The organism is Proteinivorax tanatarense (assembly GCF_040267685.1).
GTDB lineage: Bacteria > Bacillota > Proteinivoracia > Proteinivoracales > Proteinivoracaceae > Proteinivorax > Proteinivorax tanatarense.
On the sequence record NZ_CP158367.1, the window covers coordinates 2,146,140 to 2,165,151 of the forward strand.

The 19,012-nt window shown below is 36.7% G+C and carries 18 protein-coding genes; 1 reads left to right on the plus strand and 17 read right to left on the minus strand.

Going from position 1 to position 19,012, the window contains the following annotated elements; all coding sequences use genetic code 11:
- Window positions 1-76: 76 nt before the first annotated feature.
- From PRVXT_RS10650 to PRVXT_RS10705, 12 genes are all read right to left on the minus strand, one after another.
- A complete protein-coding gene (locus PRVXT_RS10650) occupies window positions 77-1,324 on the minus strand; it encodes an SLC13 family permease (protein ID WP_350342852.1) in 1,248 nt (415 codons plus the stop codon).
- Window positions 1,325-1,466: 142 nt separating this feature from the next.
- Complete coding sequence (locus tag PRVXT_RS10655) at window positions 1,467-2,771, minus strand: anaerobic C4-dicarboxylate transporter (RefSeq protein ID WP_350342853.1); 1,305 nt, start codon at window positions 2,769-2,771, stop codon at window positions 1,467-1,469.
- 150 nt (window positions 2,772-2,921) lie between these two features.
- Entirely contained in the window at window positions 2,922-3,740 is an 819-nt protein-coding gene (locus PRVXT_RS10660) for an FAD/NAD(P)-binding protein (RefSeq protein ID WP_350342854.1), read from the minus strand.
- A complete protein-coding gene (locus PRVXT_RS10665) occupies window positions 3,730-4,797 on the minus strand; it encodes a 4Fe-4S dicluster domain-containing protein (RefSeq protein ID WP_350342855.1) in 1,068 nt (355 codons plus the stop codon). The genes PRVXT_RS10660 and PRVXT_RS10665 overlap by 11 nt, the downstream gene beginning before the upstream one ends.
- Window positions 4,797-5,789: a 4Fe-4S dicluster domain-containing protein gene (locus PRVXT_RS10670; RefSeq protein ID WP_350342856.1), complete on the minus strand. Its 993-nt coding sequence runs from the start codon at window positions 5,787-5,789 to the stop codon at window positions 4,797-4,799. The genes PRVXT_RS10665 and PRVXT_RS10670 overlap by 1 nt, the downstream gene beginning before the upstream one ends.
- Complete coding sequence (locus PRVXT_RS10675) at window positions 5,777-6,211, minus strand: hydrogenase iron-sulfur subunit (protein ID WP_350342857.1); 435 nt, start codon at window positions 6,209-6,211, stop codon at window positions 5,777-5,779. Before PRVXT_RS10675 ends, PRVXT_RS10670 begins: the two co-directional genes overlap by 13 nt.
- Window positions 6,208-8,184, minus strand: coding sequence for a CoB--CoM heterodisulfide reductase iron-sulfur subunit A family protein (locus PRVXT_RS10680; protein ID WP_350342858.1), 1,977 nt, complete (start codon window positions 8,182-8,184; stop codon window positions 6,208-6,210). The genes PRVXT_RS10675 and PRVXT_RS10680 overlap by 4 nt, the downstream gene beginning before the upstream one ends.
- A 30-nt stretch (window positions 8,185-8,214) precedes the next feature.
- Window positions 8,215-8,604 (minus strand): 4Fe-4S dicluster domain-containing protein, encoded by a 390-nt coding sequence (locus PRVXT_RS10685; protein ID WP_350342859.1) that lies wholly within the window; start codon window positions 8,602-8,604, stop codon window positions 8,215-8,217.
- A 21-nt stretch (window positions 8,605-8,625) separates the two neighbouring features.
- Entirely contained in the window at window positions 8,626-9,450 is an 825-nt protein-coding gene (locus tag PRVXT_RS10690) for a CoB--CoM heterodisulfide reductase iron-sulfur subunit B family protein (RefSeq protein ID WP_350342860.1), read from the minus strand.
- Between the two features lie 93 nt (window positions 9,451-9,543).
- Window positions 9,544-11,154 carry an FAD-binding protein gene (locus tag PRVXT_RS10695; protein ID WP_350342861.1) on the minus strand — a complete coding sequence of 537 codons (1,611 nt, stop codon included), beginning with the start codon at window positions 11,152-11,154 and terminating at the stop codon, window positions 9,544-9,546.
- Window positions 11,155-11,168: 14 nt separating this feature from the next.
- Window positions 11,169-11,879: a 4Fe-4S dicluster domain-containing protein gene (locus PRVXT_RS10700; RefSeq protein WP_350342862.1), complete on the minus strand. Its 711-nt coding sequence runs from the start codon at window positions 11,877-11,879 to the stop codon at window positions 11,169-11,171.
- A 237-nt stretch (window positions 11,880-12,116) separates the two neighbouring features.
- Window positions 12,117-12,599, minus strand: a complete 483-nt coding sequence (locus tag PRVXT_RS10705) for a DinB family protein (RefSeq protein ID WP_350342863.1) — start codon at window positions 12,597-12,599, stop codon at window positions 12,117-12,119.
- A 225-nt stretch (window positions 12,600-12,824) separates the two neighbouring features.
- On the opposite strand from PRVXT_RS10705, the gene PRVXT_RS10710 reads away from it, so the two are divergent.
- The gene (locus PRVXT_RS10710) at window positions 12,825-14,870 is read left to right on the plus strand and encodes a pullulanase (RefSeq protein WP_350342864.1); all 2,046 of its coding nucleotides are present in this window, start codon (window positions 12,825-12,827) and stop codon (window positions 14,868-14,870) included.
- A gap of 62 nt (window positions 14,871-14,932) precedes the next feature.
- Here PRVXT_RS10710 and PRVXT_RS10715 read toward each other — a convergent pair whose 3' ends face one another.
- From PRVXT_RS10715 to accD, 5 genes are all read right to left on the minus strand, one after another.
- The gene (locus PRVXT_RS10715; protein ID WP_350342865.1) at window positions 14,933-15,241 is read right to left on the minus strand and encodes a DUF1538 family protein; all 309 of its coding nucleotides are present in this window, start codon (window positions 15,239-15,241) and stop codon (window positions 14,933-14,935) included.
- Window positions 15,219-15,437, minus strand: coding sequence for a DUF1538 family protein (locus PRVXT_RS10720; protein ID WP_350345149.1), 219 nt, complete (start codon window positions 15,435-15,437; stop codon window positions 15,219-15,221). Before PRVXT_RS10720 ends, PRVXT_RS10715 begins: the two co-directional genes overlap by 23 nt.
- Window positions 15,438-15,737: 300 nt before the next feature.
- On the minus strand, window positions 15,738-16,187 hold the full coding sequence (locus PRVXT_RS10725) for a LysM peptidoglycan-binding domain-containing protein (protein ID WP_350342866.1): 450 nt from the start codon (window positions 16,185-16,187) through the stop codon (window positions 15,738-15,740).
- 216 nt (window positions 16,188-16,403) lie between these two features.
- Window positions 16,404-17,156 (minus strand): biotin--[acetyl-CoA-carboxylase] ligase, encoded by a 753-nt coding sequence (locus tag PRVXT_RS10730; RefSeq protein ID WP_350342867.1) that lies wholly within the window; start codon window positions 17,154-17,156, stop codon window positions 16,404-16,406.
- A 66-nt stretch (window positions 17,157-17,222) separates the two neighbouring features.
- Window positions 17,223-18,971 carry an acetyl-CoA carboxylase, carboxyltransferase subunit beta gene (accD, locus tag PRVXT_RS10735; protein ID WP_350342868.1) on the minus strand — a complete coding sequence of 583 codons (1,749 nt, stop codon included), beginning with the start codon at window positions 18,969-18,971 and terminating at the stop codon, window positions 17,223-17,225.
- Window positions 18,972-19,012: the final 41 nt, after the last annotated feature.

Sequence of the window (19,012 nt, forward strand, 5' to 3'; positions counted from 1 at the left end):
ATGTGGAGCTATTATACAATAAAAAGGTTGTCTCAAAATTATTTAAAAATAGTTTTCAGACAGCCCTTTTACCCGCTTAAAACGGAAAGAAAATTGGTATAATAATCATGGAAATTATAAATGTTAATAATTGAAGCGGCCACCCTGCAACAAAATAATCTTTAAAACTATATCCTGCAGGACCTAGCACAATGGTATTGGGTGGGGTTGCGATAGGAGTTAAAAAACAACAGGAAGCTCCAATTGCTATAGCCATTACAAAGGGGTATGGACTTACCTGCAATGATTCAGCTACGGTAATACCTATAGGGGCAAAAACAGCTGCAGTAGCAGTATTTGACATAAAATTAGTCAAAAGAGATGTTGTAATAAAAAACACCATTAACACAATATATGGAGTGTCAGAAACGTTGACTAAGCCACTAGCTATCAAATCTGCTGCACCAGTAACTTGAATTGCTTCACTCATAGATAACATACCAGCAAAAAGGAATACTGTAGTCCAGCTAATACTATTAAAAGCTTCTTCCATTGTTAAACATCCCGTTATTATTGTGAACATGGCACCTAACATTGCTGCGACTTGAAAATCAACAACCCCAGTCGCCATAGAAATAATAACAAATAAAAATATTAGCACTGCTACCCACATTTTATCAGTTCTTAATTTTTCTTCCTTTTTAGGTTTGTCATCAATATTCTCAATTTCACCTTTAGGCAATAGTTTGTATCCAATAAGTACCATATAAGCAATTCCTAATATAAATAGAAAAATCCCTACTTTTGCAAACTCAAAAAAACCAAATTCCATGTATTGAGCAGAATCATTTAAAACACTGTTAACTATTCCATTAGGGGGAGTGCCAATAACTGTTAAGGTTCCTCCTAAACTTGAAGCAAAAGCCATAGGCATCAGCATCGCTTTAGGGCTTGTCCCAGAACTTAAGCATACTGCTACAACTACAGGCACAAAAACTGCAGTGGCACCTGTATTGCTAAGAAGAGCTGACATTATTCCCAGAACACCCATAACTAAAAGCATCAACTTAAGCCTACTTTTCCCTGCCATTTTTACTGTTATATCTCCTATTACACTAGCAAACCCTGTTTTAAACATTGCTCCACTTATAATGAACATTCCCATAAATACTACTACCCATCTATCGCCAAAATTTGAAAATGCCACAGCGGGCTCTAAAATTCCAGTTAAACTCAAAGCTATGGGCACAAGCATAGCTGTTACCGGTAGCGGGAATTTCTCTGTAAAAAATAAATAAATTGCTACGGCCAAAATAAACAAAGCAGTATATTCAGGTGATATCATATAAAATTCCTCCATAATTTAGTTTTTACTACATTATGCTATTTAAATAGAATAGCATAATGTAGCATAATTTTTAATATATCGCCTTACTGTTCTATATTTTTGAGCAATTATTTCTACATTTATATTGTTATATATTTTTTTAAAGGAGAATTCCTGCAAACAAAAAACCTAGTACCAAAGAAGTTATTATAGCTATTAATCCTGGTACCATAAAACTGTGATTAAAAACGTACTTACCTATTTTAGTGGTTCCAGTTCTATCAAAACCTATGGCAGCTATAATAGGTCCATAGTTTGGCAAAAAGAAATAACCATTAACTGCTGGAAACATAGCTATTAGCAACACAGGACTTATGCCTAAAGCTAGACCCAAAGGCATCAGTGAAACTGTGGTCGCTGCTTGACTATTCAATAAAATAGACATAGCAAACAAGGCAAAAGCAAATATCCAAGGTGCTGATGTCACCATTCCTTCGATAGCAGGTTCTATGGTATCCATGTTAGCCTGAAAAAATGTGTCTCCCAACCATGCAATACCAAAAATTGCAACTACAGCAATACAACCTGATCTAAACACACTTCCAGAAGCAACTTCATCCACATCCGCTTTACAAACCAATAAGTTTAATGCAGCAACAGTCAACATAACAATTTGGATAGTAGCTGCCATAGACATAACACCATCATCACCAAAGGATGGACGAAGCTGCTCAAAGGTACCTAGTACCACAATGATAACAGCTGCCGCCATAAAGAAAATCACTGATAATTTTGCGCTACTTGTTATAACACTGTCAAAATCACTGGTTTCTGCCTTTTTTAAGCCCTTTTTTAACCTTTTTTGATACTCAAGATCTTTTTCAAGCTCGGCTCCTTTATTTCTAATCATAAAAGCTGAAAACATGATTGCCAGCAAAGTTGCCGGTATTGTTACCATCAAAATTTGGGGCAATGTAATGCCGTAAGGTGACAAAATCCCTAACAAAGCAACTGTAGCTGCCGAAATCGGACTAGCTACTATAGCCTGTTGAGAGGCTATTACTGCTATAGATAACGGCCTCTCAGGTCGCACTTTTTGTTCCCGAGCCACTTCTGATATTACTGGTAATAAAGAATAAGCAACATGACCTGTCCCTGCAAAAAAAGTAAACAAGTAAGTTACAAGGGGAGCCATAAAAGTAATTGAGTTGGGATTTTTTCTAAGAATCTTTTCTGCAACTTTTACTAAATAATTCATTCCACCAGTTGCTTGTAAAGTTGCTGCCGCCGTTACTACTGCTAAAATCATTAACATAACATCAATGGGCGGAGAGGTTGGCTGTAAATTAAATACAAAGGTTAAAATTGCAAGCCCAACTCCTCCCATAGCACCTAAGCCTATGCCTCCTAATCGTGCTCCTATAAATATTGCTAGTATAACGATTAAAAATTGTAATAAAATCATTTTACCACCCCTAGAAAATTTATTAAAGTAAAATTAGCAAGGTTTAATCCTTAGACCAATATTTTACTATAAACCCACAACTTCCATTATTTAGTCAAAAAGTCCGAGAAAACTCCTTTGATGGTATTAATTTTCTCGGACCCTCTATTTTTAACAAAAATCACTTTTAATTTGTTTTAATTCTTTTAAATAAAAAACTGGACCATCTTTACATACATAATGCTCATCTAAATTACAACGGCCACATTTACCTACGCCACATTTCATTTTATATTCTAAAGTTGTAACAACCTGATTCTCATTAAATCCTAATTTTTCAAGAGTTTCTAAAACAAATTTGATCATAATAGGTGGACCACAAGTTATGGCTACTGTATTTTCTGGGTTTGGGGCTAGTTCTTCTAAATATTGAGGTACAAAACCCACATAGCCGTCCCAGTTTGAGCTTTCTACATCTACAGCTACATTTACTTCAAAATTTTCTTCACTAGGCCAATTCTTAAATATATCTCTTTCAAATATCAGATCCTCCGGTGTTCTTGAACCATAAATCAACTGTAAATTTCCATAGTCGTCACGGTTATCTAAAGCGTATTTTATAAGCGACCTTAATGGGGCAAGACCGATGCCACCACCTATAAATAGTAGGTCTTTCCCCTTTATTTCTTCGAATGGAAAATGATTTCCATAAGGCCCTCTTATTCCTAATTGTTGTCCTTCTTCAATCTGGTGTAGTATATCCGTAACTTTACCAGTCTTTTTTATACTAAAATCTAAATAGTCCCTTTTTGGCGGAGAGCTTATGGAAAAAATAGCCTCTCCCACCCCAAAAAGTGAGAGCATGGCACATTGGCCAGGAAGGTGATTTATGTCTTTTTCTGGTTTTACTCGAAAGGTTTTTACGTCTTTACTTTCTTCGATTATCTCTATCACTTCACCATTTACTGGTACTAGCGGATTATTTTCCATTGTTTTGCCCTCCAATCTTTTGCAACACTGTGTTTAACGAAATGCCTACAGGACAATTTTTTGCGCAACGTCCACACCCTACACACGCTAACGGTCCCTGCTGCTTGACAAAATAATTTAGCTTATGAAAAAATCTGTTTTTTATACGGTCTGCTTTGGTAGGTCTAGGGTTATGTCCGCCCGCCATATTGGTGAAATCAGAAAACATGCATGAATCCCAAGATCTATACCTTACACCTTCACCTTTGCGAGAATAATCGTTGATGTCATAGCAATGACATGTTGGACAATAATAGGTGCAAATTCCACAACCTAAGCAACGCATTGCTAGGTCTTCCCAAATATCGGAGTCGTACAGCTTTTCCATTTTATCTTTTATTGCTTCAGGACAAAGCTTTTCAATTTCTTCTTTATCTTCAATAAGGTTTGGAGAGTTATCTACTTTTTGAAGGCCATCAAGCTCAGCTAACCTTTCAATTAACTTTGTTCCCTTTTCACTAACACCCTTTAAATAAATACCGTCTGATTTCTCTTCAGTTTTTTCACTTTCAATTAAAAGAATGTCAGAAAGCTTAGGCTCAGATTTGTCAACACCAAACTCTTCGCACATGCAGTTAGGACCTTTGCTAGTACAAATTGATGTTATAAAAATTGTTTGTTCCCTTTTTTGCTTATAAAAAGTATCGACTGGCTCTTGCAAGAACACCTTATCAATCATGTCAAAGCTTTCTACATCACACGGCTTACCACCTATCACTATTGTAGGTTCTGGTTGTTGTGAATGAACTGTAAAATCTACTTTATCGTGATTTCTTCTAAACTTAAGATAAACTTCTGAGTTAGGAAATAGAAATGACTTTATAGAATATAATGGTGGCTCATTCTTAGATAAAATCTCCCCTACAGTTAGTAGTTCATCTTGTTCTATCTGCTCTAAAGGCAGAAAAGTTTCGGTGTCATCTTGTTTGACTGGACAATATATTTGATAGTCATCAGTTAACTCTTTTAAAACTTCCAAAAGCTTAGGAACACTATGACATTTAACCACTGTATTCATTATTTCTCCTCCTTTTCGAAGGGGTCTGGGTCATCTGCCTTTGCAAACGATAAAGGTGCAGGCTGCTCATCAACACCTGGCAAATAACTACCATAAAACTTATTAAGCTCTTTTATAAGCTTTTGGTTTAGAAGATGAAGAGGAATATTTTCTGGACACACCCTAGAGCACTGACCACATCCTACACACCTATCTGAGATATGAAATGCTCTAATAACATGGTAAAACTGATGCTGAGCTAACTGGCTTGTATCGCTATCTAAATAGCTAGGGTTTTCTCTATCAAACAGACATACCCTGCAAGTGCAAACCGGACAAGCATTACGGCAGCTATAGCAACGCTTACATCTGTTTAATTGCTTTTTCCAGTACTCAAACCTTTGTTCTTCATCCATTTTTTCGATTTGCCCTATTTCCGCAAAACATTCATCAGTAGTCAATTCCTTATTAGTCATTTTGCCGGGCTCGCCTAATATGATATCTACCTCTTCTTTGTGCGGTGTGCTAAATTCACAAGCTAAACAATAAGGCGATAACACATCTTCATAAGGTACTTCTACATTTTCTTTTGAGCTTGAAATTGCTAACTTATCTTCTTTTAGATCTAAGGTGGTTTCGAATAGGGTTGCATCTATTTTCTTTTTGAGCTTGCTTTTTTCTAGTACTCCGCGACATTCAACGCCGATTAAATATAGGTCATCCCTATCTACCCTGCTTTCGTCTAGCATAATTTTTAGCCCACGGTAATCGCATCCTTTTAATACCAAGGCAACTTTTTTTCCACGATACATATCGTCAAGCAGATATTTAGATAACGAGCTATAACTAAAAATGTCAAAAATAAGGTTCTCTACATCTTCTTTTTTCTTGGCAGCAAAGGGGACCGATTGATAAGGTTGCTCACCCTTTGCATACCCTAACACTACATCTACTTTTTTAGACTCAAGAAGATCTTCAGCTATTTCTCTTAACTCATTTGTTATATTCCGCATCTTTGATCCCTCACTTTGTCAGCAGGCCCAAGTTTTTTTAGAGTTTCATTAAATTCTTCAACTGTGCTTTTAAACTTTGCTGCTTCATTACCAGAAATCCATTTGACTATAAATCGATCTGGCTCCATACCTAAAAAGCTGGTCAAGCTTTGCAGTAGCATCATCCTGCGTCTTGTATGGTAGTTTCCCGTATCATAATGACAATCACCAGGATGACAACCAGCCACCATAACGCCGTCTGCACCATTTTGAAAGGCCCTCATTATCATTTGAACTTCTACACGGCTGGAGCATGGCACACGTATAATGCGTACGTTTTCTGGATATTTAAGTCTGCCGGTGCCTGCAAGGTCAGCCCCTGCATAGCTGCACCAATTACAACAAAAGGCCACAATTTTAGGTTCAAAGTTTTGTTCTATCATAGCGTATCCACCTCCGCCATTATTTGTTTGCTAGTAAACCCGCCTAAGTCCATTGCACCACTTCTACATAGACCGGCACAGGCACCACAACCTTGACATAGCGCTCTGTTAATAGATGCCACTGGACGCTTCACTTCTTTTCCTGCTACACGTTCAGTAACGTACTCTCTGCTTATCGCCTCATATGGACAAACAGGCTTACATTGCATACAACCACTACAAACTTCTTCATTTACCATAGCTGTTGTTGGAACGCTTTTTACTTCCCCTTTATTAAACAGTATAATTGCTTTTGCCGACGCTCCACTTGCCTGAGAAACAGCTTCTGGAATATCCTTTGGTCCTTGACAAACACCAGCTAGATAAATGCCTTGTGCCTGAGTTTCAACTGGCTTCAATTTAGGGTGCGCTTCAGAGAAGAATCCATCAGAGTCTGATGATAGACCTAATAGGCCAGCTATTTTTGACGCCCCAACCTTTGGCTCGATGCTAGTGGCTAGTACAACAAGGTCAGCTTCTATTTCCACTTGTTCACCTATAGAGCTATCATAACCTCTAACTAGCAGCTTGTTATCAGCATCTCCTAGCGGCTCAATTTTTGACACTTGTCCCCTTAGATACTTAGCACCCTTGTGGCGAGCTCTTTCATAAAACTCTTCATATCCTTTACCGCCTGTTCTTACATCAATATTAAACACATAGCTTTCTGTTTCTGGGAACTTTTCGTTAAGAAGCAGTGTATGCTTAGCAGTGTACAGACAGCATACTTTAGAGCAGTATGCATTACCTTTATTTCTATCTCTAGAGCCAACACATTGCACAAAGACAATTTTTTCAGGTGTTTTGCCGTTTGAAGGACGTATTACTTTACCAGATGTTGGGCCTGAAGCGTTTAGTAGTCGTTCTAACTCCAAACTGGTGATTACGTCAGGGTGATTTCCATAGTAATATTCAGATAAGTCCTGAGGATCCTTAATATCGAAACCAGTAGCCGCTATAATTGCTCCATACTCGTTTTCTACTATTTCATCTTCTTGATTGTAGTCTATAGCATTTGTGGGACAAATTTTTTCACATAGCCCGCATTTGCCTGTTTGGTAGTATATACAACTATCTCTGTCAATTACAGGTTTATTAGGAACAGCTTGTGGGAACAATGTATATATAGCTTTTCTTTTGCTGTTTCCTTCATCAAACTCATTAGCTACCTTTTTGGGACATTTTGCCATGCAGTCTCCACAACCATTGCATATATCTTGTTTAACACTCTTTGCTTTTTGCTTAATTTTCACTTTAAAGTTTCCAACATAACCAGCCACATTCTCTACCTCTGAATAGGTATATAACGTAATATTTTCATGTGTAGCTGCTTCAACCATTTTAGGTGTTAATATACATGCAGAACAATCTAAAGTTGGGAAGGTTTTGTCAAACTGCGCCATTCTTCCACCAATTGAGGGCTTTTGCTCCACCAAATCTACAGGGTATCCAGCGTCTGCTATATCCAGGGCTGCCTGAATTCCGGCAATCCCCCCTCCTATTACTAGGGCTTTTTTATTAACTTTTAATAAATCTGATGTTAAAGGTATAGCATGGTACGATTTAGCTACTGCCTTTTTAACAAGTTCAGTAGCTTTTACTGTAGCTTTATCTTTATCGGTGTGCACCCAAGAACATTGTTCTCTGATATTTGCAATCTCAACATAATATGGGTTTAAACCTTTTGACTCTAGTAATTGTTGGAAGGTTGATTCATGCATTCTCGGTGAACATGCTCCAATAACGATTCTATCTAGCTTGTGTTGGTCAATTGCTTTGCTTATATCCGCTTGACCAACTTCTGAGCAAAGGTATTGGACATCCTGGGAATATACAACCCTAGGCATTTTTTCAGCTTCTTTCGCTACCTTTTCTACATCCACCATAGTCTTAATGTTACTACCACACCAACATATGAATACTCCTACTCTCATTTCTTTGCCTCCTCTACTGAACAGGTTGTATTACCGCCGTAACTTCCTCATAGAAGATATCAAGGCCTGCCTCGGTACCCCTTTTGGGTTAACTACTTCAACGTTACCTTCTCCTCTTTTTCTTATAATCATAGCCCTCAAACCTTCCATAACTTTGGCAGGCTCAAGATCTCTAGGACATCGACTTGAACAAGCTAGACAAGATGCACAAACCCATAGTGTTTTACTATCAAAAACTTTTTTATATAGATCCATTTTAGCAAGTAACATTACTTGATGAGGATAGTAATCCATGTGCTCTGTTAAAGGGCAGCCAGCGCTACACTTTAGACATTGATAACAATCTTTCACATTCTTTTGTATTATATCTGCCAGCTCCTCTTGCTCTTTTATGCTGGCTGTTTTTGTAGGAAATCGCACGATAATGCCTCCCTTCGTATGTTAATTAGCCAAAGGTTGTTCGTCCTCCGCTTTTTTATCTGCTCCTAGCGCTTTGTAAATGGGAGCAGTTATATAGTGAATCGGAAGCTTTTGTTCATCCTCCAGTTCTTTTTGACAATGCTGCAGGTTATGCTTACATAACGGGCAAGCTGTAACTAATTGAGTGGCTCCCGCTTTTTTAGCAGCCATTACTATTTTTAAGCTTGCTGAGTTGCTAACCTCTTCTTTATCAGATGCATGATAGGCACCACAACAATCAGTTCTATAAGGATAAATGACCGGCTCAGCGCCTAAAGCTTTTACAATTTCCTCCATAACACCTGGGTTTTCAGCATCTAAAAGTTCCATCTCTTTTTCCGGGCGTAAAAACAAGCATCCATAGTAAGTAGCTATTTTCTCCCCTTCTAGAGAGTTAGCCACATGTTCTTTTATCTCCTTATATCCTACTTGATCCCTTAGCACTTCAATTAAATGCAGGACCTTAGTAGTTCCATCATATTTATCATCTAAATAGTTTTCCACTCTTTTCTTTGCTTCCTTATCATTATTCATGCGATGATTTACACGTTTAAGCACGTGATAGCAAGCACTACATAATGTTAAGAGCCCTTCTTTCTTTTCTTCCTCAGTTCTTTTTAATGCTCTAACAGAGGACAACAAAGGAACATACTCGTCATTGGTAAGAGGGTAAATTGCGCCACAGCACTCCCATTCTGATAGTTCTTCGACGCTTATTCCCAAAACTTTTAAAATAGCCAATGCTTCTTTTTCAAAGTTCCCATTTTGATGAGCTCTTACCGTACACCCCGGATAGTAACCTAACATAATACCAACTCCTGTACGAAAATTTTTATTGCCCTATTGCCGTAAGTCTAGAAACTTTAGTGAATGATTAATCTTTCACTAAAGGCTAGAAAATTAGCTTAATTCCCCGTCAGTATAATCCGGGATTAAAATTGGTGAAGTTTTAGTTCTTTTTATTCCTTCTTTTTTAAGCTCTTCCACAAACTTTTCAGCATGTTCTAAATTAAGCTCTGCGCTTTTGTTATCTATACTTTGAGCTTTAGCTGCTGCATTTTTGCCTGCTCTTCTTCCTAGCACCAAAATATCAAGCAAAGAATTACCCATTAATCTGTTTCTGCCATGGGTTCCGCCGGAGGCCTCACCAGCAACGTACAAATTTTCTACAGAACTTTCACATTTATCATTGATTAAAATACCACCATTTTGATAATGAAGGGTTGGGTAAACTAAGATCGGATCTTTCTTTATATCCACACCAAATCTAGCAAACTGTCTAACCATTGCCGGCAATTCTTTTTCAATGGTTCCTTCTCCATGAAGCTTGTCAATCATAGGAGAGTCTAGCCATACACCTTGCATACCCGATGGAGTAGTAATCCCTTTTCCTTTGGCACATTCACGAATTATTGCTGAAGCTTCTACATCTCTAGTTTCTAGATGGTATACAAACTGTTCCCCGTCTACGTTAATAGGAGTAGCACCTAATCCTCTTACTTTTTCTGTTATTAAAAAACCTTCAATTTGTTCAGGATAAGAAGCTCCTGTTGGATGATACTGAACAGTATCCATAAAAGCCAATTTTGCTCCCGCTCTATAAGCCAATACCAACCCGTCAGCAGTTGCACCGTAATGATTTGATGTCGGGAATTTCTGTGTATGCAAACGACCTAAACCACCGGTAGTAATAATAACAGTTTTAGCCTTAACAACTTGATACTCTTCAGTCTCAAAGTTATAAATTACTGCACCTGCAGCTTTTCCTTCTTTATCCATTAAAAGCTCTACTACAGGACTAAACTCAACTACATTGATGTCCCTACATAGCACTTCATCTCTAAGAACTCGCATAATCTCAGCACCGGTGTAGTCTCTTGCAGAATGCATTCTCTTTTTAGAGGTTCCACCACCATGACGTGTTTTCATAGAGCCGTCATCTTCTTTATCAAACATAACTCCTAAGTCCTCTAACCAATCAATTACAGATGGAGCATCTGTCACCAAAGCTCTTACTAATTCAGGAACGTTTGAATAATGACCTCCACCAATCACATCAAGGTAATGAGTAGCGGGAGAATCGTTTGATTTGTCCGCTGCCTGTATTCCGCCTTGAGCCATCACAGTGTTGGAATCACCAAACCTTAGCTTTGTTGTCAGTAGTACATCTGCACCTGCTTCATGGGCAAGAAGTGAAGCAGAGGCACCAGCACCGCCACCTCCTACAACTAAAACATCTACATCATAATCTATTTTTGATGTGTCAATTTCATCCCATTTTACAGCAGGGTAACCTTCAATTACATCGCAAAGTTCATGGGGAAATCTATCGCCTTTATTGGGTCCAATTTTAGCTTTACGGAACTGATCCTTAATATAATCCGGATGATGATTATTTAACACATCCTGTTTTTGCTCAGGAGTCATTCTAGGAAAATCATGACCTAGTCGTTCTTCTCTTGTTTTTTCCACTCTTTTAATTAGTTCTCTCAATTGAGAAGTATAGCTCATTGTTTCTGACCTCCTTATTTTTCTATATCTCTATTGTTATACTTGTTAGCCAACTCGTCTTTGCTAGCATTAGTTAATTCATCTAGTTGTTTATCAAATTTATCTTCTTCAATTTCATTAATTCTCTCCTTTATATGACTAGCTTTAGGAGCTAAATATTTTCCATGTAACCTTCTACATAACAAGCCAACTTTGTATTGGACTATATTTGCTGGGCATTTAGAAGCACACAAACCACATAACAAGCAATCAAATGATTCATCTGCAGCCTTTGAAATTTCTCCCCTGATAGCATGGGACACGTATTTCATAACCTTAATATCCTGTGGACATACATTTGAACAGGCATTACATCCTAAACATTTTGTAATCTCGGGGTAAAGCTCAACTACCTGATCACCATCACCTTGTAGTTTATCAATTTCATAATTAACCTTATGAGCGGGGTAAAAAGGGATTTGAGTTAGATACATATCATTTTCCACCTTAGTTTGACATGCTAACCCTACCTTGAGCTCATGATTTCCTGCTATACGGTAAACAGTGGAACAAGCGCCACAAAATCCTGCCCTACACCCACAACCTCTCAATAAAGTATATCCTGCATATTCAAAAGCCTTCATAATTGTAAGGGAACTTGGGACATTATACCTTTTACCCATGATATAAATGTCGACAAACTCGTTACTTTTTTGCTTTTTTTCATAACCTTTTTGATTTAACACCTAACTTTACCTCCTTTTAGTTTATAATATATTTGCTAAAAATAAATACTTATAATAGTTACAACAAATCCTTGCAAAATAATTCACAATCCAACAAATTAATAGTAACAACTTTTAACTAGCTGGTCAATATAATCTTTATACTAAGCACCACTGTGGTATTCTTATCGCCAACGACACCAGAGCAGATAGTAATTATTTTCACATTAATTAACAAAAAATATTTCCGACTAAATACTAACTGCTCTTATCTAAAAACTCCTCTATTTCTACTCCATGCTGCGTGTAGTGCATCCATGTATTATTAGCGATAATATCTAATGGGAACCAATCTTCTGGCATTCCTTCTATTTTCCCAGGGTCTAATAAAGCGGCATCTTCGGCAGATTCCAAAGCGTCTAGAAGAAAAGCAAAAGTTTTTAATGACTGGTTCTTTAACTCATCTAAGTCTTTAAACTTGTTTTTTTGATATATAACATCATCTCGTTCTTTGGGGGATAGCTCCCAAAGTTCTGAACCATCAAGCTTTTTATTTCTTATCAGTTTTTCCATCTCTTTATCATACCAGGTAATGTGAGCTATTATGTCTTTAATAGACCATTTTCCCTTTACTCCAGCTTTTCCTATTTCAACTTCATCGACGCTATCTATAAGTCTATCCCAATCTCGTCTGGCATAAAGTAAAGTATTTATCACATTTCCTTTAACGCTTTTTCCCATGTTTTTCACCCCCTAGTTAACTACCTCTAGTAATATAAATTCGTTACCACCAAATAAAAATCCTTTAACTTATAAACAACTTGTCATATGTTAAAAAGCAGTTATCTAAAAGAAATATTTTTAAAACAAACATTAATGTAAAAGTTTAATTTTTGAACTATATATGTTAGTATTAACTTTATGAAAACGCTTGCACAAAATTAAATTAAGGGAGGGGTAATATTTATGATTAATACTTATAGCGGGCCGTTAGGTCCCAGATTAAACAAGGATGGTTCTGCAACTATTAAGGTGTGGTCTCCAAAAGCCGATAATGTCTCTATCATACTTTATGATAAGCACGACCAAAATAAGATAATTAAAAATGATCTGAAGTTGATGCAAGAAAATAGCGGTGTATGGAAGATTACCTTAAATACTAAAAACACCGGCCTTACAAGCTTAAGAGGGTATTATTATCATTTTAAAATTACTCATGGCTCCAAAGTAAAAGTAGCCCTTGATCCTTACGCGAAATCAATGGCAGCATGGAATCATCACTCTATCTCTGAAAAATATCCTTACGGCAAAGCGGCTATAATTGATCCTGCAACTTTAGGCCCTAAGCTATCCTTTGCTAACATTCCAGGATTTAAAAAAAGAGAAGATGCTATTATTTATGAAGTACATGTTCGCGACTTTACATCTGACCCTTTTATAGAAAGTGACCTAACGTCACAGTTTGGGACATTTAAGGCTTTTATAGATAAACTAGACTATATAAAAGCCTTAGGAATAACTCATATTCAATTATTACCCATCATGAGCTATTTTTTTAGAAATGAGTTAGAAAACAACAAAAGAATACTCCAATATCAATCCTATGGAACGAATTATAATTGGGGATACGATCCACACAGTTATTTTTCCGTTTCCGGCATGTATTCCGAAGACCCCAATGATCCAGAACTACGAATTTCAGAGCTTAAACAGCTTATTTCTGAAATACATAACCGAAATATGGGGGTTATCCTTGATGTTGTATATAACCACACCGCTGATGTTGGGATACTTGAAAATTTGGTTCCCAACTACTATCATTTCATGGACAAAGATGGAACACCCAGAACAAGCTTTGGCGGTGGTCGCCTTGGCACCACTCATAAAATGTCTCGTAAAATATTAGTGGATTCCATTTTATATTGGACCGATGAATTTAAAGTAGATGGTTTTAGATTTGATATGATGGGAGATCATGATTCAGAAAGCATTCAAATAGCTTATGATGAAGCTAAAAAATTAAACCCAAACATTTTAATGATTGGTGAGGGCTGGAGAACATATGTGGGTGACGAGGGAGATGACGTGATGCCCGCAGACCAGGATTGGATGGAGCATACAAATGCAGTTGGTTGCTTCTCCGATGAATTTAGAGATGAACTTAAATCTGGTTTCGGCCACGAAGGGACACCACGTTTTTTGACAGGGGGGGCAAGAAATATAAAAAAAGTATTTGATAACATTAAGGCTGAGCCTCATAATTTTAGTACAACTAGTCCTGGGGATGTTGTCCCTTATATAGAAGCTCATGACAATTTAACATTATATGATGTTATCGCCTACTCCATTAAAAAAGATCCTGATATACCAGAAAATGATTTGGAAATTCATAAGCGTATCCGCCTAGGTAATACAATGCTTTTAACCTCTCAAGGCATTGCTTTCATTCACGCTGGCCAAGAGTATGGGCGCACCAAACAATATAAGGCGAAAGCTAATGAGGCCCCATATAAATCCACTTACATGACTGATGAAAACAACACCCCCTTTAAATTCCCGTACTTTATTCATGATTCCTACCAGTCATCAGATGCAATCAACAAATTTGAATGGCAAAAAGTCACTGATGACAAGAATTTTTCAGTAAACACCGATACTCAAAAATATACAGAGGGCCTAATTCATTTAAGAAGATCAACTGACGCCTTCAGACTTGGTTGTAAAAACTTAATTGAAAGTAATGTTTCATTAATTACCTGTCCAAACATAAAAGAAACAGATCTAGTGATAGCGTACAGCTGTAAATCTACAGATGGGCAAATTTATTATGTATTTATTAACGCAGATAATAAAGAGCGTAAACTTTCCTTGAATGTAGACTTAACTGAAAAAGTAGTTCTAGCTGACCAGAAACAAGCTGGTACAAAAGCCATATCAAATCCTGTGGGGTTTTTACTAACAAAAGAAGATATCAAAATAGACCCGCTAACTTCTGTTGTGTTCAAAGCTTAATACCAACTTATATAAAAAGTCCCTCGCGTTCAGCAGGGACTTTTTAACACTTATAATTTCTTTTAATTAAAAAAATCCATATTGATGCAGGTGGGGCAGCTACTGGCGCCAGAATAAATGGTACTGCCAGCACCCAGTGGTAGAAGCAGAAGCGTCAAAAGAGTGGCTAAAAATTCCGGTGTTGTGAAAATAGCTAGTATAAACACTATTGAATAAAGCACTGTTAAAATTATGTATAACGGTATATTAAACATAATTCTTATTAAACCAAAAGAAACCATAACAGCTAAACCTAACGAAACCACTATCAACATTGTAAAACTTGTTATTTCGCCAGTGGTTACTGTTTCAATTTGGTTTGCTAAAACCAAAAGACTGGGCTCCGCAATAGATATTAGAAAACCAAGAATTAGACCTGAGATTTATTATAATCCAGAGCTTATTAGCTTTAAGTAATGATTTTCCTATTAATCCGCCAAAGGACGTAATGCCAATATCAACACCTATTAAAAATAGTGTAAGGCCAACAATAATAAAAACCGAACCCAGTAAAAAGCTAACTAACATAGGAGTTTCTAAAGGAACTAGGGTAAAATTTAGGATTAGCACAATTATTGCAACAGGTAAGACTGAAGTAATAACATCTCTAAATTTTTCTCCAAAAAGGTTCAATTATTTTCACTCCTTTCATAACCTGCTATGATTTTATGTATACTAATTAAAATTATAACATACTTGGAAAGTTGCTGAAAAAGATAACACGCAAATAGCGTTCGAATAACCTTAGGTTAGTTAATAACAGAGCCAAAAAATAAGAAAATCAGACAGCAAAAACTGCCAGATTTTCTTATTTGATGTTGATTGTAGTTATTTAGAACAATTACAAAAATTAGGGTCATCCCCTATAAAATCAGCACATCTAGGAGGTACACATAATACATCACAAGGATATATTACATTAGGATTTGATATATGGGGGTTGGCATTAATCAAAGCTTGAACACTTACTCCGCATCGCTGAGCAATAAAATACATACTATCTCCAGTTTTAACTATATACCGTCCTTCAAAACCTGCTGGACAGGTGGTTGGAATGCGACAAGTTGTACCTACAGTTGGAAGGCCTATCAGGTGGTTAGGAGCAAAAAAATGAAAATGGAAAAGATGGTTGTGGTTTTTTATGATTTCTCCAAATTTACCACTAACTGAACCAGCCCCGACTTGCGTCTCTTCATTAGCACCTTTTTTGCCTTTTTTTCGTGGTCCTGTCTTTTCATCCTGCTGTCCATACTCGTACATTTCTTTCCTAGAATCCATGTGGTCACCCCTTATTTTTAAACTCATAGTAATATATTCAAAGTATTAGATACTGGTGACACTTTTACTTAATTTTTAAAATCAAAACTTAAAATCAATGGGAGCCACCTTCCTACTAAGATGAAACAAAAAGATAGTGATTTCAAAACCCTTTACAACTGGAAAATATGTTTAACAGCATTTTATTATCTAAAAACAAAACTATTTCGAGAATTTTTAAATACTCGAAATAGTTTTGTTAAGTTCACCTGATACAACTTCTTTTATTTCTCCGTCTTTCTTTTTTATACTTAAGGATCCATTTGAATTTATTTTCCTTGCCAATCCTGTTATAGTACATCCTTGGTTTTTTATAGTAACTATTTTCCCTTTTAAGAAGGAGTACTCATTACATATTTTTATCGAACTATTTATATGCCCAGATTTTATTAACTCATCATATAGCATATTAAAATTAAAAATCAGTTTATCGGCAACCTGGCGTCTTTTTGCTGGAAAACCTTTTTCCATTCTTAAAGAAGTAGACTTTTGCTGCAATTCAAGGGGAAAATCCTTTTTTGTGTGGTTTAAGTTAATTCCGATTCCGACCACGGCATAAGCAATTTTATTTGCCGATAAAGTTGTCTCTGTTAAAATCCCAGAAACTTTTTTGCCACTAATATATATATCGTTCGGCCACTTAACCATAGCTTTAAATCCTAAATTTCTTAAAGCCATACAAACTGCAGCCGCTGATAAAGGAGTAAGAATTTGAGCTTCCTGTGCATCAAAAGGTGGGCGTAATATAGCGCTCATATATAAGCCTTTACCTTCTAAAGAAAGCCAACTTCGTCCTTGCCGCCCTCTTCCCTTTGTTTGTTTTTCAGAAAAGACCACCGTTCCCTCAGGGTAATCAGCTTGAGCTAATTTTTGAGCGTAAGAATTGGTGGATTCTACATCCTTTAAATTTATTACTTTTCTTCCTAACATTGAAAACCCTCTATTCTGCAAGCGCACCATTTTTCAGTATATAGAAAGTTAACAGCCTAATAGCCGCTAACTTTCTACATACTGACCTATTTTTCTAAATTTATTATAACGCTTTTCTAATAGGCTATTGACATCTTCTTCTAATTTATTCTCTAACCCTTTTACAATATTATACTTTATTAATTTTGCCGTCTCCTTTGGTGAAATGCTAGCATCACCACTAGGCTCTGGTATAATTTTTTCTATTATGCCGAATTTCTTTAAATCTTGTGCTGTAATTCCCATTATGTTGGCAGCTTCTTGAGCTCTGCTGGCATCTTTCCATAAAATAGAAGCAAAGCCTTCTGGCGAAAGCACTGAATATATAGCATGCTCAAGCATATAAACTTCATCTGCCACTGTCAAAGCTAACGCTCCACCACTTCCCCCTTCTCCTATGACGATAGATAGTATTGGGGTTTTAAGTGCCGCCATTTGAGTAAGGTTTTGAGCAATTGCCTCACCCTGCCCTCTTTCTTCCGCACCAATTCCACAATACGCTCCCGGGGTATCTGCAAAGCATATTACAGGTCGATTAAATTTTTCCGCTTGCTTCATTAAGCGCAATGCCTTTCTGTACCCCTCTGGATTAGGCATACCAAAGTTCCTTTTAATATTCTCTTTAAGATTTCTTCCTTTTTGTTGACCTATAACCGTTACCACAATACCATTTAGATATGCCAAGCCTCCTATCACACATCCATCATCGCCAAAATATCTATCACCATGTAACTCAATAAATCCATCAAATATCTCTTCTATAAAATCTAAAGATGTAGGGCGAGCTAACTTTCTAGCTAATTTAACTTTTTCAAAAGGAGTTACACTTTGGCTTACTTTGTTATTGGAAGTTTGATTGCTTTCAGTTGTGGTTAATTCGAACTTATTATTACTGTGCATCTCAAGGATTTTCCCTAAAGTATCCTTTAAGTCTTCTCTGTGTATTATCTTATCTATAAAACCTTTTTCTAGCAAAAACTCTGCGCTTTGAAATCCCTCTGGAAGCTTCTGATTTATTGTTTGTTCGATAACTCTTTTTCCTGCAAACCCAATTAAAGCTTTTGGTTCTGATATAATGATATCTCCTAACATAGCAAAGCTGGCAGTTACTCCACCGGTAGTTGGATCTGTCAACACAGGAATATAAAGTAATCCTGCTTCATTAAGCTTTGAAATTGCAGCACTTACCTTCGCCATTTGCATCAAGGAAAAAATTCCTTCCTGCATCCTAGCACCACCAGACGCAGTAAACACAATTAAAGGTAGTTTTTCTTCTATAGCCTTTTCAGCCGCTCTGGTAATTTTCTCTCCTACTACAGAACCCATACTTCCCATCATAAATCTACTGTCCATTACACAAAGCACCGCGCTTTGTCCATTTATCTTGCCTATGCCGCTAACGACCGCTTCATTTAAGCCGGTTTTTTCTTCTAATGCTGCAACCTTTTCGGGATAGCCTTCAAAGTCTAGAGGGTTTTGTGATTTGATATTTTCATTTATTTCTGTCCAGGTTCCTTGATCAATTACTTGTTCTATTCGTTCTCTAGCAGATAATCTAATATGGTAAGTGCAAAATCCACAAACTTTATAAGTTCCTTCTAAATCTTTTTTATATATTACCTGACCGCACCTATTACATTTAAGCCACATTCCAGTAGGAATGTTAGGTTTTAGGGCTTGTTTTTCATCACTTTTTGCATTTTGGCTTTTATATCCCTCAAGTTTGTCTGGACTTACAGTTATATATTTAGTTTTTTTAAACAATCTTTTAAACACCTAAACCAACTCCCTTTACACCCTCTTTAAAGGCTTTTAAA

Bases quoted from the DNA above. Each gene is read 5' to 3' on its own strand.
- PRVXT_RS10650 (WP_350342852.1), bottom strand. From the start codon at position 1,324: ATGATATCACCTGAATATACTGCTTTGTTTATTTTGGCCGTAGCAATT.
- PRVXT_RS10655 (WP_350342853.1), bottom strand. From the start codon at position 2,771: ATGATTTTATTACAATTTTTAATCGTTATACTAGCAATATTTATAGGA.
- PRVXT_RS10660 (WP_350342854.1), bottom strand. From the start codon at position 3,740: ATGGAAAATAATCCGCTAGTACCAGTAAATGGTGAAGTGATAGAGATA.
- PRVXT_RS10665 (WP_350342855.1), bottom strand. From the start codon at position 4,797: ATGAATACAGTGGTTAAATGTCATAGTGTTCCTAAGCTTTTGGAAGTT.
- PRVXT_RS10670 (WP_350342856.1), bottom strand. From the start codon at position 5,789: ATGCGGAATATAACAAATGAGTTAAGAGAAATAGCTGAAGATCTTCTT.
- PRVXT_RS10675 (WP_350342857.1), bottom strand. From the start codon at position 6,211: ATGATAGAACAAAACTTTGAACCTAAAATTGTGGCCTTTTGTTGTAAT.
- PRVXT_RS10680 (WP_350342858.1), bottom strand. From the start codon at position 8,184: ATGAGAGTAGGAGTATTCATATGTTGGTGTGGTAGTAACATTAAGACT.
- PRVXT_RS10690 (WP_350342860.1), bottom strand. From the start codon at position 9,450: ATGTTAGGTTACTATCCGGGGTGTACGGTAAGAGCTCATCAAAATGGG.
- PRVXT_RS10695 (WP_350342861.1), bottom strand. From the start codon at position 11,154: ATGAGCTATACTTCTCAATTGAGAGAACTAATTAAAAGAGTGGAAAAA.
- PRVXT_RS10705 (WP_350342863.1), bottom strand. From the start codon at position 12,599: ATGGGAAAAAGCGTTAAAGGAAATGTGATAAATACTTTACTTTATGCC.
- PRVXT_RS10710 (WP_350342864.1), top strand. From the start codon at position 12,825: ATGATTAATACTTATAGCGGGCCGTTAGGTCCCAGATTAAACAAGGAT.
- PRVXT_RS10720 (WP_350345149.1), bottom strand. From the start codon at position 15,437: ATGTTAGTTAGCTTTTTACTGGGTTCGGTTTTTATTATTGTTGGCCTT.
- PRVXT_RS10725 (WP_350342866.1), bottom strand. From the start codon at position 16,187: ATGGATTCTAGGAAAGAAATGTACGAGTATGGACAGCAGGATGAAAAG.
- PRVXT_RS10730 (WP_350342867.1), bottom strand. From the start codon at position 17,156: ATGTTAGGAAGAAAAGTAATAAATTTAAAGGATGTAGAATCCACCAAT.